Below are 14,705 nucleotides of genomic sequence, written 5' to 3'. Positions count from 1 at the left end.
CGATTGCAGCGGGGCGTTAGCGGCCCAGATAAACCTCGATCACCCGTTCATCCGCCTGCACCTGTGCCAGCGAGCCTTGCGCCAGAACGCTACCCTGGTGCAATACGGTGACGTGGTCGGCAATCGAACCGACAAACCCCATGTCGTGTTCCACCACCATCAGCGAGTGTTTGCCGGCCAGGCTTTTGAACAGCTCGGCGGTGAATTCGGTTTCGGCATCGGTCATGCCCGCCACTGGTTCATCCAGCAGTAACAGTTGCGGGTCTTGCACCAGCAGCATGCCGATCTCCAGAAACTGTTTCTGGCCATGGGACAGCAACCCCGCCGGGCGCCGGGCCGAGGTGCTCAGGCGAATGGTCTCCAGTACTTCGGCGATGCGGTCCCTTTGCTCACCCGTAAGTCTGGCGCGCAGGCTGGCCCACACCGACTTGTCGGTTTTTTGCGCCAGCTCCAGGTTTTCGAACACGCTCAGGGCTTCAAACACCGTGGGTTTCTGGAACTTGCGGCCGATCCCGGACTGGGCGATCTGTACTTCGCTCATCTGCTGCAGGTCCAGGGTTTCACCGAACCAGGCCTGACCTTCGCTGGGGCGGGTCTTGCCGGTGATCACGTCCATCATGGTGGTCTTGCCTGCGCCATTGGGGCCGATGATGCAGCGCAACTCGCCGACGCCTATGTACAGGTTGAGGTTGTTCAGGGCCTTGAAACCGTCAAAGCTGACGCTGATGTCTTCCAGCGTCAGGATGGTGCCGTGGCGGGTATTGAGGCCGGTTCCCGCAGCCTGGCCCAGACCTATGGCGTCGCGGCTGCTGCCGGCATCCTTGTTTGGATCGAATGCGGGTTCGAGCATAAATTCCGCCGTTGCAGTGATTCTCATTGTTCGCCCCTTTTCTTCAGCAGGCCGATCACGCCTTTGGGCAGGTACAGGGTCACGACGATAAACAGCGCGCCGAGGAAGAACAGCCAGTACTCGGGGAAGGCTACGGTGAACCAGCTCTTCATGCCGTTGACCACGCCCGCGCCCAGCAACGGGCCGATCAGGGTGCCACGCCCGCCGAGGGCTACCCACACGGCAGCTTCTATGGAGTTGGTGGGCGACATTTCCCCGGGGTTGATAATGCCCACTTGCGGTACATACAACGCCCCGGCCAGGCCGCATAAAACAGCACTGAGTACCCAGACGAACAGCTTGAAACCGCGGGGGTCGTAGCCGCAAAACATCAGGCGGTTTTCGGCATCGCGCAATGCGGTCAGCACCCGCCCGAATTTACTGCGCGCCAGGCGCCAGCCGAGAAACAGGCTGGCCACCAGCAACATCACGGTGGCGAAGAACAGTGCCGCGCGGGTGCCGGGCTCGGTGATGCCAAACCCCAGAATGCTGCGGAAGTTGGTGAAGCCGTTGTTGCCGCCAAAACCGGTCTCGTTGCGGAAAAACAGCAGCATCCCGGCGAAGGTCAGGGCCTGGGTCATGATCGAGAAATACACGCCCTTGATCCGCGAACGGAAGGCAAAAAAGCCGAACACCAGCGCCAGCAAACCGGGGGCCAGCACCACCAGGCACATGGCCCACCAGAAATGCTCGGTGCCGGTCCAGTACCAGGGCAATTCGGTCCAGGACAGAAAGGTCATAAAGGCCGGTAACTCATCGCCCGAAGCCTGGCGCATCAGGTACATGCCCATGGCGTAACCGCCCAGGGCGAAGAACAGGCCGTGGCCCAGCGACAGCAGGCCGGCGTAGCCCCAGACCAGATCCAGCGCCAGGGCAACGATGGCGTAACAGAGGATCTTGCCCGTCAGCGTCAGGGTATAGGCCGAGACCTGGAACGGGCTGTCGGCAGGCAGCAGCGACAGCAGCGGCAGGGCCAGCAGCACCAGTAATACCAGGCCGCCGACAGTGGCGGTCACGGCCGGCCCGGCCTTTTGCGTGGCAGTAAGCAGCAGAGGCTGATTCATCAGTCGATCACCCGTCCTTTGAGCGCGAAGAGACCTTGCGGACGCTTCTGGATAAACAGAATGATCAGCCCCAGGATCAGGATTTTGCCCAGCACGGCGCCGATCTGCGGTTCAAGAATCTTGTTTGCGATGCCCAGGCCGAAGGCCGCGTACACCGTGCCCGCCAGTTGGCCGACACCGCCCAGCACCACCACCAGGAACGAGTCGATGATGTAGCCCTGGCCCAGGTCAGGGCCGACGTTGCCAACCTGACTCAAGGCCACCCCGCCGAGCCCGGCAATCCCCGAGCCGAGGCCAAAGGCGAGCATGTCGACCCTGCCGGTGGGTACGCCGCAGCAAGCCGCCATGTTGCGGTTCTGGGTGACCGCACGCACGTTCAGGCCCAGCCGGGTTTTGTTCAGCAGCAACCAGGTCAGCAACACCACGGCCAGGGCGAAGACGATAATCACCAGGCGGTTGTACGGCAGCACCAGGTTGGGCAGCACTTGCAGCCCGCCCGAGAGCCAGGCCGGGTTGGCCACTTCGACGTTTTGCGCGCCGAACAGCACCCGTACCAATTGAATCAGGATCAGGCTGATGCCCCAGGTGGCGAGCAGGGTTTCCAGCGGCCGGCCATAGAGGTGGCGAATGATGGTGCGCTCCACAAGCATGCCCACGCAGGCCGTGACAAAGAACGCCACGGGCAGCGCCAGCAGCGGGTAGAACTCGATGGCGCCGGGGGCGAAGCGCTGAAACAGCAACTGCACGCAGTAGGTCGAGTAGGCGCCGAGCATCAGCATCTCGCCATGGGCCATGTTGATCACCCCGAGCAGGCCGAAGGTGATGGCCAGCCCCAGGGCTGCCAGCAACAGAATCGAGCCCAGGGACAAGCCGCTGAAGGCCTGGCCCAGCAAGTCACCGATCAGCAGTTTGCGTTTAACCTGGGCCAGGCCGGTTTCGGCAGCGATGCGTACCTTGGCGTCGGTTTCGACCCCGTCCTGCAGCAGGGTTTCGAGGCGGGTGCGGGCCAGGGGTTCGCCGGTTTCACCCAGCAGGCGCACGGCTGCCAGACGCACTGCCGGGTCGGGGTCCACCAGTTGCAGGTTGGCCAGTGCCAGGCTCAGGGCGCTATGTGCAGTGCTGTCGGTTTCGCCGGCCAGTTGCCGGCCGAGGAAGGCCAGTTGTGCCGGTTTGGCGGATTTTTGCAGTTGCAGAGCGGCCGCCAGACGCAGTTTCGGGTCTGGAGCGAGCAATTGCTGACTGGCCTGGGCGGTCTCAATCAAACCGCGCAAACGGTTATTCAGGCGCAGGGTTTTGCTTTGCCCGTCGACGCTGATCTGACCTTGTTGCAGGTCGTTGATCAGCGCTGCGCGTTCAGCTGTCGGTTGTGCCGCCCAGCTTTCCAGCAGTTGGGCCTGGCGGGAATTGTCGGCCGCTGCGAAGTCGCCGGCATCGTCGGCGTACGCCCCCGGGGGCAGTAACAGCAGGCAAGCGAAGATAAAACGGTAAAGGGCAGTTGGCATAGACAGGGCCTTTTTCCTGCAGGAGCGAGCTTGCTCGCGAGCAAGCTCGCTCCTGCAGAGGTTGTGTTATTGGCTTTAGTTGCTCTTCACTGCGTAATCCGGCTTTTTGTCATTGCCCGGGATATACGGGCTCCAGGGCTGGGCGCGGATCGGCTCCTTGGTCTGCCACACCACGTTGAACTGACCGTTATCTTCGATCTCGCCGATCATCACCGGCTTGTGCAGGTGGTGGTTGGTCTTGTCCATGGTCAGGGTGTAGCCCGACGGCGCGGCGAATGTCTGGCCGGCCATGGCTTCCCGGACTTTATCGACATCGGTGGACTTGGCTTGCTCTGCCGCCTGCGCCCACATGTGGATACCGACGTAGGTGGCTTCCATCGGGTCGTTGGTCACGGCCTTGTCCGCACCCGGCAGGTTGTGGGCTTTGGCGTAGGCTTTCCAGTCGGCGACGAACTTCTGGTTCACCGGGTTGTGCACCGACTCAAAGTAGTTCCAGGCCGCCAGGTTGCCCACCAGCGGTTTGGTGTCGATGCCGCGCAGCTCTTCTTCGCCCACCGAGAATGCAATCACCGGCACGTCGGTGGCCTTCAGGCCCTGGTTGGCCAGCTCTTTATAGAACGGCACGTTGGAGTCGCCGTTGACCGTGGAGATCACCGCCGTCTTGCCCCCGGCGGAGAATTTTTTGATGTTGGACACTATGGTCTGGTAATCGCTGTGGCCAAACGGGGTGTAGACCTCTTCGATGTCCTTGTCGGCCACACCTTTGGAATGCAGGAAGGCCCGCAGGATCTTGTTGGTGGTGCGCGGGTACACGTAGTCGGTGCCCAGCAACACGAAGCGCCTGGCGCTGCCGCCGTCCTCGCTCATCAAATACTCGACCGCCGGAATGGCTTGCTGGTTAGGTGCGGCGCCGGTGTAGAAGACGTTGGGCGACATCTCTTCGCCTTCGTATTGCACCGGGTAAAACAGCAGGCCGTTGAGCTCTTCAAATACCGGCAACACCGATTTGCGCGACACCGAGGTCCAGCAGCCGAAGACCACGGCGACCTTGTCCTGGGTCAGCAACTGGCGACCCTTTTCTGCAAACAGCGGCCAGTTGGACGCCGGGTCGACCACCACCGCTTCGAGCAGCTTGCCGTTCACGCCGCCTTTGGCGTTGATCTCGTCGATGGTCATCAGCGCCATGTCCTTGAGCGACGTTTCGGAAATCGCCATGGTTCCGGACAACGAATGCAAAATCCCCACCTTGATGGTCTCGGCGGCTTGCACCGTCCAGGTCATGCCCATGGCGGCAATGGATGCCGTGAGGGTGAAAGCTTTGAGCAAGCTGCGACGCTTCATGGGGCGATCTCCAGATGTCTGATTTTTCTAATGGGTCGACGGGGACACTGGGAAGGTCTATAGCAAGGGCTGTGCCGAAGTGGTGCGCAGGCTCTGGAACGGGGCTCAAGGGCGAATTTTGAGGTGTCGGCGCACCAGTGCGGCGCCTGAAGACGGTTTTGGTGCGCGGCCTGCGCCGTGTTGGTGCTACGGGAGGGGGGTTAGCGCTTGCGCATCAGCCCTATAAAGAACAGGCCGCCAATCGCCGCAGTGGCCACGCCGATGGGCAGGTCTTCAGGGGCGATCAGGGTGCGCGCGGCAACGTCCACCCAAACCAGGAACACGCTGCCCAGCAGTGCTGACACCGGCAGCAAACGCCGGTGCTCGGCCCCCACCAGACGCCGGGCAATGTGCGGAATCATCAGCCCGACAAAGCCGATCGAGCCGCTGATAGCCACCAGCACTCCGGTCATCAGGGAGGCGATCAAAAACACCTTGAGCCGCACATTGCGTGCGTTCAGGCCCAGGGTGACGGCGGTTTGCTCGCCCGCCATCAAGGCGTTGAGCGGGCGGGCCATGCCCAGCAGCAGTACCAGCCCCAGCAGCACCACAGTGCTGGGCACCAGTAGCAGTTCCCAGCGCGCCAGCCCCAGCCCGCCGAGCATCCAGAACAGTACGGCGGAGCTGGCGCGATGGTCGCCCAGAAACAGCAGGGTATTGGCGATGGCCATCATCACGAACGACACGGCCACCCCGCACAGCAGCAACCGGTCACTGTCCAGGCGGCCCTGGCGGCTGGCGATGGCCAGCACCAGAACCATGCTCAGCAACGCACCGATAAAGGCCGCGATGGGCAAGGTCAGCAGGCCGACGATCTGGCCCACGTGCAGCACCACAATCACCGCCCCCAGTGTGGCACCGCTGGTCACGCCCAGCAGGTGCGGGTCAGCCAGCGGGTTACGGGTCACGGCTTGCAGCACCGCGCCGATCAATGCCAGCCCGGCACCCACCAGCGCCCCAAGCAGCATGCGCGGCACGCGGATCAGCCATACGATATGTTCCTGCCCGGCGCTCCAGCTGACCTCACCGATACCGAACAGTTTGTTGAGCAATATGTGCCACACCACGTCCACCGGCACCCGCGCCGGGCCGAAGCCCAGGGAAATCACGCACGACACCAGCAGCAGGGCGCCGAGACAGGCCAGCAGCAGGGCGTAGCGGCGAGTCATCATTGGGGGTGGAAACCTTTGGCCAGGGTTTCGATGGCCAGCACGTTGTCGATGCCCGGGGTGGCTTGCACGTAAGGGATGACGATGAAGCGTTTGTTGCGAATCGCGTCGACCGATTGCAGGGCCGGGCTGGTTTCGAGGAAGCGCTGTTTTTGTTCGGCGCTGACTTCGCTGTAATCGACGATGACGATCACTTCAGGGTTGCGCTCGACCACGGTCTCCCAGTTGATACGGGTCCAGCTGGCGTCGATATCACTGAGGATGTCGTTGCCGCCTGCGGCTTCGATCAGTGCGTGGGGAATGCCCAGCTTGCCCGAGGTCATGGCACGGTCTTCACCGCTGTCGTACAGGAACACCCGTGGCTTTGCCCCGGGCAGGTTCTTTTGCACGGTGGCGACTTTTTCCTGCATCTGAGCGATCAGCGTGTTGGCGCGGTCTTGCACGTCAAAAATTTTGCCCAGGTTGCGCAGGTCGTTGTAAGTGTCCTCCATGCTGGCGGGCGGGCGCTTCATCACGAAGGCGCAGGACTCGGTCAGCTCGTACACGTTAATGCCCAGCGGGGTCAGGGTTTGCGGCGTGAGGTCGCCGCCGACGCGCATGCCGTAATCCCAGCCGGCAAAGAAGAAGTCGACGTTGGCGTTGAGCAGGGTTTCCACCGAGGGGTACTTGCTCGCCAGCTCCGGCAGGCCATCGAGAATCACCTTCATCCCGGGCGTCACCGCTTTCCAGCCACTGATGCCGCTGTAGCCGACCATGCGCGGCTTGAGGCCGAGGGCGAGCATCATTTGCGTCATGTTGATGTCATGGCTGACTGCGTGTTCGGGTGCCTGGTTGAAGGTCACCTCACGGTTGCAGCTGGTAATGGTCAGCGGGTATTTGCTGGCTTCGGCCCGGGCCCATGGGGCAGCGGACAATGCGCACAGGCAGAGGGCGAGGCGGATCAGTTTCATGCTTGGGTTATCCAGGTAATGCGCGGGTAGCCGGACAGCGGATGGTCGTCGATCAGCGCGTCGACGCCAAACACGTCGCGCAACAGGTCGACGGTCAGCACCTCGCGCGGGGTGCCGCTGGCGATGATCCTGCCGTGGTCGATCACGTATAGCCGGTCGCAAAAGGCCGCGGCCAGATTGAGGTCGTGGATGCTGGCCAGGGTTCCGATGTTCAGGCGTTTGACCAGTTGCAGCAGCTCCAGCTGGTAGCGTGGATCGAGATGATTGGTCGGCTCGTCGAGGATCAGCAGTTCGGGTTGCTGGGCCAGGGCCCGGGCCAGAATCACCCGCTGTTTTTCACCGCCGGACAGGGTGGCGAATGCGTGGTCTTCGAAGCCCTGCAGGCCAACGGATTCGAGGGCTTTTTTCGCCAGCTCGCGGTCGGCCTCGGTATCGCCGTCGAACAGGCCTTTATGGGGGGTACGGCCCATGGCGACCACTTCATCGACGGTCAGGCCAAAGGCGTCCGGAAATTCCTGCAACACCACGGCGACGCGTTGGGCGCACCAGCGTGGCGATTGCTGCCAGAGGTTGTGCGCACCGAGGTGAACCTGGCCCGACTCGGGTTTGCTGAAGCGATAAGCGCAACGCAGCAGGCTGGTTTTACCGCTGCCGTTGGGCCCGATCAGCCCCACGAACTCGCCTGCGGCCACGTGCAGATTGGCATCACGCAGCTGGAACTGGTGATGACAGTGGCCGTGGCCCAGCGGGGTCCAGGCAAGTTGAGTGAGGGTGAGGCGGGTCATAAAATTCCGGTGTTGATCTGATCTCTGCAGGAGCGAGTTGCTCGCGAGCTTTTCACGGCTCGCGAGCAAGCGCGCTCCTGCAGGGGTTGGGGCTTTAAAAGGTGTAATCCGCCGTGACGAAGAACGAGCGCGGTTCGCCCATGATCCATTGCTGGCCGCCATTGTATTGGCTTACAGCGTACTGGCGGTTGAACAAATTATTCAGGCGCAGGCCCAGGGTGGTTTTTGGCAGCGCTTTCCAGCTGACAGTGGCGTCCACCACGGTATAACTCGGCAGTACGACGGTGTTGGCAAGGTCGGCGTAACGCGAGTCCACATAACGCACCCCGGCCCCGGCATTAAGGTCATCGCTAATGGTTTTGCTCAACCACAGGTTGGCGGTGCGCCGCGGTACGTCGGTGGGGCGGTTGCCTTTGCGGGACACGCCTTCGTCATCGAACTTGTCGTATTCGGCCCGCACGAACGCGGCATTGGCCTGCAGCTGCCAGCGGTCCGGCAGTTGCAGATCGAGGCTGGCTTCAAGGCCGTTGGATGATTGCTGACCGACTTGCAGCGAGTTGCCCGGGTTGTTCGGATCAGGCGTCAGCAAGTCCTTTTTGACGATGTGATACGCGGCCAGGGTCCACTCACCGCGCTGGTCCCAGAACATTTGCTTGAAACCGACTTCGGTCTGGCGGGCGCGGGCCATGTCAAAGCCTTGCTCGGAGGGGTACAGGCTGATCAGCCCGGCTACGCCATCGACGCTGGTGGCCTGTTGCGCATAAACCGACATGTCCGGCGTCAGTTCATACACCAGGCCGACTTTCCAGCTGTTGGCCGAGAGGCTGCGATCACTGCGGGTGTCTTCGATCAAGTCGTCGCGGTCCAGGTGCACGATGTCGCGCCGCACGCCAGTGACCAGCGACAGCTGCTCGCTCAGTTGCGTGCGGTTTTCGGCAAACAGCGACACTTGCTGGGTGGTGGTCTTGAACTGGTCGCGGTAGGGCGAATTGCTTGTGAACTCGCCGCGATCCGGGTGGTTCATGTCAATCGGTGTACCGCCAGTCACTACATCCTTGTAAGGCGCATTGCTGTGCAGGTCAAAGTGGATACGGTTGTAGTCCGCGCCCACCAGGGTTTTGCTTTCAAGGCCGAACAGATCGTGGTCGAGGGTGAACGTCTGACGGTCACCGACCTGTTCCTGCTGGTGCTTGATGCTGTAGTAGCCACTGCGCATCAAGGTTTGTCGGTCCTGGTCCCAGGCATGGTTTTCAGCGTTTTGCCAGCGACGCTGGGCCTTGAGGTAATACAGTTCGTTGCTGGCAACCAGATCGTCGTTGATCTGCCACTCGCTGTTCAGGCGCGTCCACTGATCGTTGTAATGCAGCTTGGCGTCGCGCACGTTGTAGTTCTTGTCCCGCAGGCTCTTGTGATAACGGCCATTGATCAGGGGGACGCCGAAGTCGTTCTGCGGCTCCTGGTCGCCGTAGTCGTGGCTCAGGGTAAATGCCAGATCATCCCGGGCCTGCCAGCGCAGGGCGGCACTGATAAAGGTGCTTTCGGAGTCACCGTGGTCGATCCAGCCATTGCTTTGGATGTGGTTGAGGTTCAACCGGTAGCTCAGGGTATCGGTCAGCGAGCCGCCGCTGTCCAGGGCTTGCTGCTGGCTGTCGTAGGAGCCGTAGCCAACCCGCAGATGATTTTCGATTTCGCCGCTGAACGGTTTTTTCGGGATCACGTTGATCACCGCGCCGGTCGCGCCTTCGCCGTACAGCACTGATGCCGGGCCGCGCAGCACATCGATGCGCTCCACCGACCAGTCGTCCACCGGGAAGGTCACGGTGCCGGCGCCGCTGTACATGCGAATCCCGTCATACAACTGCATCACCGAGCCCTGGCCGACAAAACCCCGGGCCGAGTACGACGAGCCGCCGTTGCCCGGGGTAGCCGTGTTGGTGATACCGGTGGTACGAGTCACCGCGTCCTGGACACTGCGGTCGCCGCGGGCACGAATCCGTTCGCCGCTCAGGCTTTCGACGCTGGCCGGGGTTTCAAGGCTGTTGAGGTTCAGGCGTGAGCCGGCGCTGGTGGCAGTCTTGAGGTCGATGTGTTCGGCATCGACTTGCGGCGCGGTAATGTTCGCGGCCGGCAGCATCAGGGACGGGGCGGAGTCATCCGCGTGGGCGCTGTTGATCGCCAGCAGACAGAGGCTGGAAAAAAGGTACTTGTTCATCGGGGCAGTGAGTCGCTTATTTCAAGAGGTGTCCCCGCTGCCTCCTGGCGGCGGGTGATGGAGCTTAAAGGCTTTTGTTATACAGTAACAATAGCTTTCTGCTTGATACTGGCTTGCCAGTATAGCCAGGCCTCTAGATCGCGCATCTCGGATGCTTCATGTTGTTTATGAGCGCAGCTCAAGTGGTGGCGTTTTGCGAAAAATCATCAGCAGGCGATCCAGCAACCACACCGCGATCAGCGAAGCGCCCACCAACGGAAAGGCAATGGCCAGTGCCAGGATAATCAGCACCCCGGTTTTCCAGGTCGGCAAATCGTGGCGCAGCGGCGGGACCCCCAGACGGCCCTGGGGACGGCGTTTCCACCAGATCACCAGAGCGCTGACCGAACTCAGCAGGATCATCAGGCACACCAGCAAAATCACGATCTGGTTGAAGGTGCCGAACAGCTTGCCTTCATGCAGCATCACGCTCATTTCGGTGGCGCGGGCGACGTTGCCGTATTGCTCCCAGCGCACATCGGCCAGCACCTGGCCGGTGTATTGATCGATATGCAGGGTGGCGTCGTTGCGCGGGTCGTCAGCGAACACGGCGATGGTGAATACGCCGGTGGCGGTGGTGGGCAAGGTGATGCTGTAGCCGGGTTCGACCTTGCGTGCAGTGGCCGTTTCAACCACCTGTTGCAGGCTGATGCCGGGGGCCGCCGGGCCGCTTGCGTGGGCGGCATGGGCCATGTGTTCAGCGTGGGCCCCGGAGACCGGCAGCGGGGTGTTTTCCATCGCCCAGGGTACGGTCTGGCGGGCAGGGGTGTTGAGGCTGCGGGCCTCGATATCTGACTGCGGCACGTTATTCCACATCGCCACCGGGAAGCGGTTCCACAGGTCGGCGTATTGCTTGCCCCACAAGCCGGTCCAGGTCATGCCGCTGAGCAGCATGAACAACAACAGGGCTGCGCCCCAGAAACCGGTGACAGCATGCAGGTCGCGCCACAACACGCGGCCGCGGCGGCTCAGGCGCGGCCATAAGATTCCGGCGGCCGATTGCCCGCGCGGCCACCACAGGTACAGGCCGGAAACCACCAGCACCACGCCCCAGCCGGCGGCGAGTTCCACCAGCCGGTCACCCACAGTGCCGATCATCAACTCCCCGTGTAGCGCCCGGGCCACGGCTTGCAGGTTGAACCTGGCATCCTGCTCGCCCAGCACTTCACCGCTGTACGGGTTGATGAACACGTTGAGCTGGCGCCCGTCATTGCTGACCACGAACTGGGCGCTGCGCTCGGGGTTGACCGCAGGCAGGTACTGGCTGATCCGGCCCTGTGGATAATCGAGGCGCACCCGCTGCAGTTGCTCGTCGGCACTGAGGCGGTGGTGGCCGGGGGTGACATTGAGCAGGTGGTCATACATCAAGGGATCGAGCTGGGGCTTGAACAGGTAAATGATCCCGGTCAGCGCCAGCAGAATCATGAAGGGGGCGACAAACAGCCCGGCATAGAAATGCCAGCGCCAGGCCAGGTTGTAGAAAGAGGGGGGTTGGTCGGCTCATCGGGAGCGGCTCCGCAAGGTCATTATTCTCTTGAGCCCTGTGGGAGCTGGCAAGCCAGCTCCCACAGGGCAGTCCGTTGTTGTCAGAAGCTCACATCAACCTTGGTCCACAAGGTGCGCCCCGGCTCGTTGATCGGGGTCGGGTCGTTTGCCGGGTAGCCGTAGCCGGCGTTGCCCGCCATGTTCAGGTGCTCGCTGTAGTTTTTATCCAGCAGGTTGTCGACGCCGGCACTGACCTTGAGGTTTTTGTTGATGCGGTACGCGCCGTTCAACGAGAACACGCCAAAACCGGCACTCTTGTCGTAGTCCTTGCCGACCACATTGCCGGCATTACGGTCGATGCGGTCTTGCGGTGCCACCAGTCGCCACAAGGCCCCGGCACTCCAGTTGTCCTGGCTGTAAGTGAGGCCCAGGCGGCTGTCCAGCGGTGGCATTTGCGGCAGTGCCTTGCCGTCCGTGGTGTTCTTGCCCCAGGCGTAGGCCAGGGTGGCGTCGGCTTTCCAGTGTGCAGTCAGCTGATACGCAGCACCCAGTTCGCCGCCCATGATCCGGGCGTTGATGTTTTGCGCCCGGGACGAACCCGAGTCGTAGTCGAACAGGATGTAATCGTGAACGACCCCGGCATAGGCCGAGACCCAGGCTTCGAGATCGCGGGTTTTGTATTGCAGGCCCACATCGAGCTGAGTGGTTTTTTCCGGCTTGATTGCATCGAAAGCGTTAACCGAGCCGGCCGGGCCTGAGGTCGGGGAGAACAGCTCCCAGTAATCCGGGAAACGTTCGGCGTGACCCAGGCCGGCATAGACCGTGGCCGGGCTGTCGGCCAGATCATGTTCGTAACGCACAAAGCCGCTGGGCAGTGTATCGGCGCGGGTTTTATTCAGGGTCGGGTTGGCTTTGCTCATCATCCCGGAGCCGATCCGGGCGCGGTAATCCTTGGCCGCGGCGCGGTCCAGGCGGGCTCCGGTAATGACCCGGTCACGCTCGGCGGCGTACCAGGTCAGTTCGCCAAAAGCACCGTAGTTATGGAAGTCGGCGTCCTTGCTCCAGTTCTGATCCTTATAGGTATCGATGCCCATGCCGGAGCGTTTGCGGTGTTCGTTGGTCTGCGCATCGATACCGCTGATCAACTGGTAGTCGGCCCAGTGCCAGGTGGCCTTGATCCGTGCGCCGAGGGTGCGGCGGTCGACGTTGGAGGCCATGGGGCCGCTCATCATGCCGGTGCCCGACGGGGTGCGCAGGCTGTAGTTGTCCATGACGTGGTCGGCATAGTTGTAGTAGACCTGTGCTTCGATCTTGTCGAGAACATCGCCGATATTTGATTTTTCGAAGCGCAGGCCCAGGCTTTCGCGCTGGTACTGGCTGCCGTCCATGCCGCGCCCGGCAGAGCGGGCTTGACCATCGCCCTTGCCGGCAGTGAGCTCCAGCAGGGTGTCCGGGTCCGGGGTCCAGCCCAGTGCTACATCGCCGTTCCACTTGTCATAGCGCGACGGCACGGTGTCGCCGTTGCCGTCCTTGTAGTCATCAGCGTGCGCGGTGTTGCCGATCACCCGCACGTAGCCCAGCGGGCCGCCGGCGGCGGCGTCGACGGTCTTGTCGAAGCGGCCGTTGGAACCGGCCAGGACACTGGCATTGACCCGGGTGCCCAGTTCGCCGAAGTGCTCCGGTTCGCGCTCGAACAGGATGGTGCCGGCCGATGCCCCCGGGCCCCAGAGTACGGTTTGCGGGCCCTTGATCACGGTCAGCTGGTCGTAGGTTTCCGGCGAGATGTAGGAAGTGGGGGCGTCCATGCGGCCGGGGCAGGCGCCGAGCATCATGCCGCCGTTGGTGAGAATGTTCAGGCGTGAACCGAACATGCCGCGCAATACCGGGTCGCCGTTGGTGCCACCGTTGCGGACCAGGGCGAAGCCGGGAATGGTCTTGAGGTAGTCGCCACCGTCACTGGCCGGCACCGGCTGGCGCGGGTCCTTGGGGTTGGTGACTATGGTCAGTGGCGAGCTGGGGGCGATGGCCGTGATCACCAGCGGGCTGATTTCGTTGGCGTGCTCTGCGTGTTCGTCGGCCATGACCGCAGGCGCGAACAATGCGCAGCACAGTGCGCTCAGGGCGAAAGGGAATACCGTTTGGGCGTGGGGCAAACGGGCGGCAACAGTAAAGCGGGACATAAACATTCCAATATTCAAGCGAATACAACACGGCCAGCGGCCTGCGGCTGTCTAAAGCAGCACTGGCAGGCGGGCCTGTGAGTTTGTGGGGTCGGTGCTTAAAGGAATGCTGGCGGGGCGCGGGAGCGGGCGCCGGGGAAGACCGGTTGCCGGGCATGGCCCAGCAGGGTGGTCGCCGCCAGATAGTTGCCCGGAGGGGGGGCTGTATGGAGGGTCAGGGTCGGGGCGTTGGGCAGTGCCGGGCAACTGAACAGCAGGGTGCAATAGCCGCACTTTTCCCAAATCGCGTGGTGATCGGCGGACGGTTTGCCGTGCTCGCCGTGGTCTTGCATCGACATGCCGGCCGACATCGGCATCGTCATGTTCATGGAGGCGTGATGATCCATCGGCACCGCTTGGGAAATCAGCGGGCCGATAAAAATCATCAGCATGGCAAACAGGCTCAGCCAGCTGCCGCGAATCTGCGACATGGCGTGCCTGGCGCGAGGGGCGCCCACGGGGATCAGTGACCGTTAGTGGGTGTGCATGGCTTCCGTGCTGGCGGGCGGCGCCTGTTTCTGCACGTTCACATCAACCGTGATGGCACCGGCCTTTTCAAAGTGCAGGGTCATGGGGAAGTGTTTGCCGTCCTGCAGCAGACTGCGGTCTTTGAGGCCGAGCAGCATCACGTGGTACGCCATGGGCGCGAACGTGACGGTGCCGCCGGGGGCAACCTCGACGCTGGGCACCGGTTGCATCTTCATCAAGTCGCCCTGCATCACGTGCTGATGCAGCTCGGCTTTATCGGCAATGGGGGTGTCGACACTGACCAGGCGGTCGGCGCTGGTGCCGGTGTTGTGAATCACGAAATACGCGGCCACGGTCGGCGCATTGGGCGGTAACTGCTGGGACCACGGATGAGCGATTTGCAGCGTGCCGCTTTGGTATTCATGGGCGTTGGCGAAACAGGCAGGCAGCAGCAAAGCCGCCGCGATCAGGGCATTCTTGACCAGTGACAGGTTCAACATGGCAATTCTCCGGAACGATTCAAACGCAAAATGGTTGCGAGGA

General features: G+C 62.3%; 12 protein-coding genes. All 12 read right to left on the bottom strand.

All coding sequences use genetic code 11. The features are described from left to right. Positions 1-16: 16 nt before the first annotated feature. Positions 17-877: an urea ABC transporter ATP-binding protein UrtD gene (urtD, locus tag FEZ21_RS01170; RefSeq protein WP_010656242.1), complete on the bottom strand. Its 861-nt coding sequence runs from the start codon at positions 875-877 to the stop codon at positions 17-19. Beyond that, entirely contained in the window at positions 874-1,953 is a 1,080-nt protein-coding gene (gene urtC, locus FEZ21_RS01165) for an urea ABC transporter permease subunit UrtC (protein ID WP_003439149.1), read from the bottom strand. Before urtC ends, urtD begins: the two co-directional genes overlap by 4 nt. Continuing rightward, complete coding sequence (gene urtB / locus FEZ21_RS01160; RefSeq protein ID WP_160626278.1) at positions 1,953-3,455, bottom strand: urea ABC transporter permease subunit UrtB; 1,503 nt, start codon at positions 3,453-3,455, stop codon at positions 1,953-1,955. Before urtB ends, urtC begins: the two co-directional genes overlap by 1 nt. Before the next feature lie 75 nt (positions 3,456-3,530). After that, complete coding sequence (gene urtA / locus FEZ21_RS01155; protein ID WP_003439155.1) at positions 3,531-4,796, bottom strand: urea ABC transporter substrate-binding protein; 1,266 nt, start codon at positions 4,794-4,796, stop codon at positions 3,531-3,533. A gap of 200 nt (positions 4,797-4,996) precedes the next feature. Continuing rightward, the gene (locus FEZ21_RS01150; RefSeq protein ID WP_003439158.1) at positions 4,997-6,007 is read right to left on the bottom strand and encodes an iron ABC transporter permease; all 1,011 of its coding nucleotides are present in this window, start codon (positions 6,005-6,007) and stop codon (positions 4,997-4,999) included. Further along, positions 6,004-6,954, bottom strand: coding sequence for an ABC transporter substrate-binding protein (locus FEZ21_RS01145; protein WP_003439161.1), 951 nt, complete (start codon positions 6,952-6,954; stop codon positions 6,004-6,006). Before FEZ21_RS01145 ends, FEZ21_RS01150 begins: the two co-directional genes overlap by 4 nt. Next, the gene (locus FEZ21_RS01140; protein WP_003439163.1) at positions 6,951-7,739 is read right to left on the bottom strand and encodes an ABC transporter ATP-binding protein; all 789 of its coding nucleotides are present in this window, start codon (positions 7,737-7,739) and stop codon (positions 6,951-6,953) included. Before FEZ21_RS01140 ends, FEZ21_RS01145 begins: the two co-directional genes overlap by 4 nt. A 94-nt stretch (positions 7,740-7,833) precedes the next feature. Continuing rightward, on the bottom strand, positions 7,834-9,951 hold the full coding sequence (locus FEZ21_RS01135; protein ID WP_003439166.1) for a TonB-dependent siderophore receptor: 2,118 nt from the start codon (positions 9,949-9,951) through the stop codon (positions 7,834-7,836). A 165-nt stretch (positions 9,952-10,116) separates the two neighbouring features. Continuing rightward, complete coding sequence (locus FEZ21_RS01130; protein ID WP_238839863.1) at positions 10,117-11,415, bottom strand: PepSY domain-containing protein; 1,299 nt, start codon at positions 11,413-11,415, stop codon at positions 10,117-10,119. Between the two features lie 161 nt (positions 11,416-11,576). Next, positions 11,577-13,655 carry a TonB-dependent copper receptor gene (locus tag FEZ21_RS01125; protein WP_178092355.1) on the bottom strand — a complete coding sequence of 693 codons (2,079 nt, stop codon included), beginning with the start codon at positions 13,653-13,655 and terminating at the stop codon, positions 11,577-11,579. 98 nt (positions 13,656-13,753) lie between these two features. Continuing rightward, positions 13,754-14,125 (bottom strand): DUF2946 domain-containing protein, encoded by a 372-nt coding sequence (locus FEZ21_RS01120; RefSeq protein ID WP_127195744.1) that lies wholly within the window; start codon positions 14,123-14,125, stop codon positions 13,754-13,756. Positions 14,126-14,167: 42 nt separating this feature from the next. After that, entirely contained in the window at positions 14,168-14,662 is a 495-nt protein-coding gene (locus FEZ21_RS01115) for a copper chaperone PCu(A)C (RefSeq protein ID WP_003439177.1), read from the bottom strand. Between the last annotated feature and the right edge of the window lie 43 nt (positions 14,663-14,705).

This window comes from Pseudomonas sp. 9.1(2019) (genome assembly GCF_009910445.1).
GTDB classification, from domain to species: Bacteria; Pseudomonadota; Gammaproteobacteria; order Pseudomonadales; family Pseudomonadaceae; genus Aquipseudomonas; species Aquipseudomonas paraversuta.
Note: the sequence above shows the minus strand (reverse complement) of the source record. Positions and strands in the feature narration are given on the sequence as shown.

Bases quoted from the DNA above. Each gene is read 5' to 3' on its own strand.
- FEZ21_RS01145 (WP_003439161.1), bottom strand. From the start codon at position 6,954: ATGAAACTGATCCGCCTCGCCCTCTGCCTGTGCGCATTGTCCGCTGCC.
- urtD (WP_010656242.1), bottom strand. From the start codon at position 877: ATGAGAATCACTGCAACGGCGGAATTTATGCTCGAACCCGCATTCGAT.
- FEZ21_RS01120 (WP_127195744.1), bottom strand. From the start codon at position 14,125: ATGTCGCAGATTCGCGGCAGCTGGCTGAGCCTGTTTGCCATGCTGATG.
- FEZ21_RS01135 (WP_003439166.1), bottom strand. From the start codon at position 9,951: ATGAACAAGTACCTTTTTTCCAGCCTCTGTCTGCTGGCGATCAACAGC.
- FEZ21_RS01130 (WP_238839863.1), bottom strand. From the start codon at position 11,415: ATGATTCTGCTGGCGCTGACCGGGATCATTTACCTGTTCAAGCCCCAG.
- urtC (WP_003439149.1), bottom strand. From the start codon at position 1,953: ATGAATCAGCCTCTGCTGCTTACTGCCACGCAAAAGGCCGGGCCGGCC.
- urtA (WP_003439155.1), bottom strand. From the start codon at position 4,796: ATGAAGCGTCGCAGCTTGCTCAAAGCTTTCACCCTCACGGCATCCATT.
- FEZ21_RS01115 (WP_003439177.1), bottom strand. From the start codon at position 14,662: ATGTTGAACCTGTCACTGGTCAAGAATGCCCTGATCGCGGCGGCTTTG.
- FEZ21_RS01150 (WP_003439158.1), bottom strand. From the start codon at position 6,007: ATGATGACTCGCCGCTACGCCCTGCTGCTGGCCTGTCTCGGCGCCCTG.
- FEZ21_RS01140 (WP_003439163.1), bottom strand. From the start codon at position 7,739: ATGACCCGCCTCACCCTCACTCAACTTGCCTGGACCCCGCTGGGCCAC.
- FEZ21_RS01125 (WP_178092355.1), bottom strand. From the start codon at position 13,655: ATGTCCCGCTTTACTGTTGCCGCCCGTTTGCCCCACGCCCAAACGGTA.
- urtB (WP_160626278.1), bottom strand. From the start codon at position 3,455: ATGCCAACTGCCCTTTACCGTTTTATCTTCGCTTGCCTGCTGTTACTG.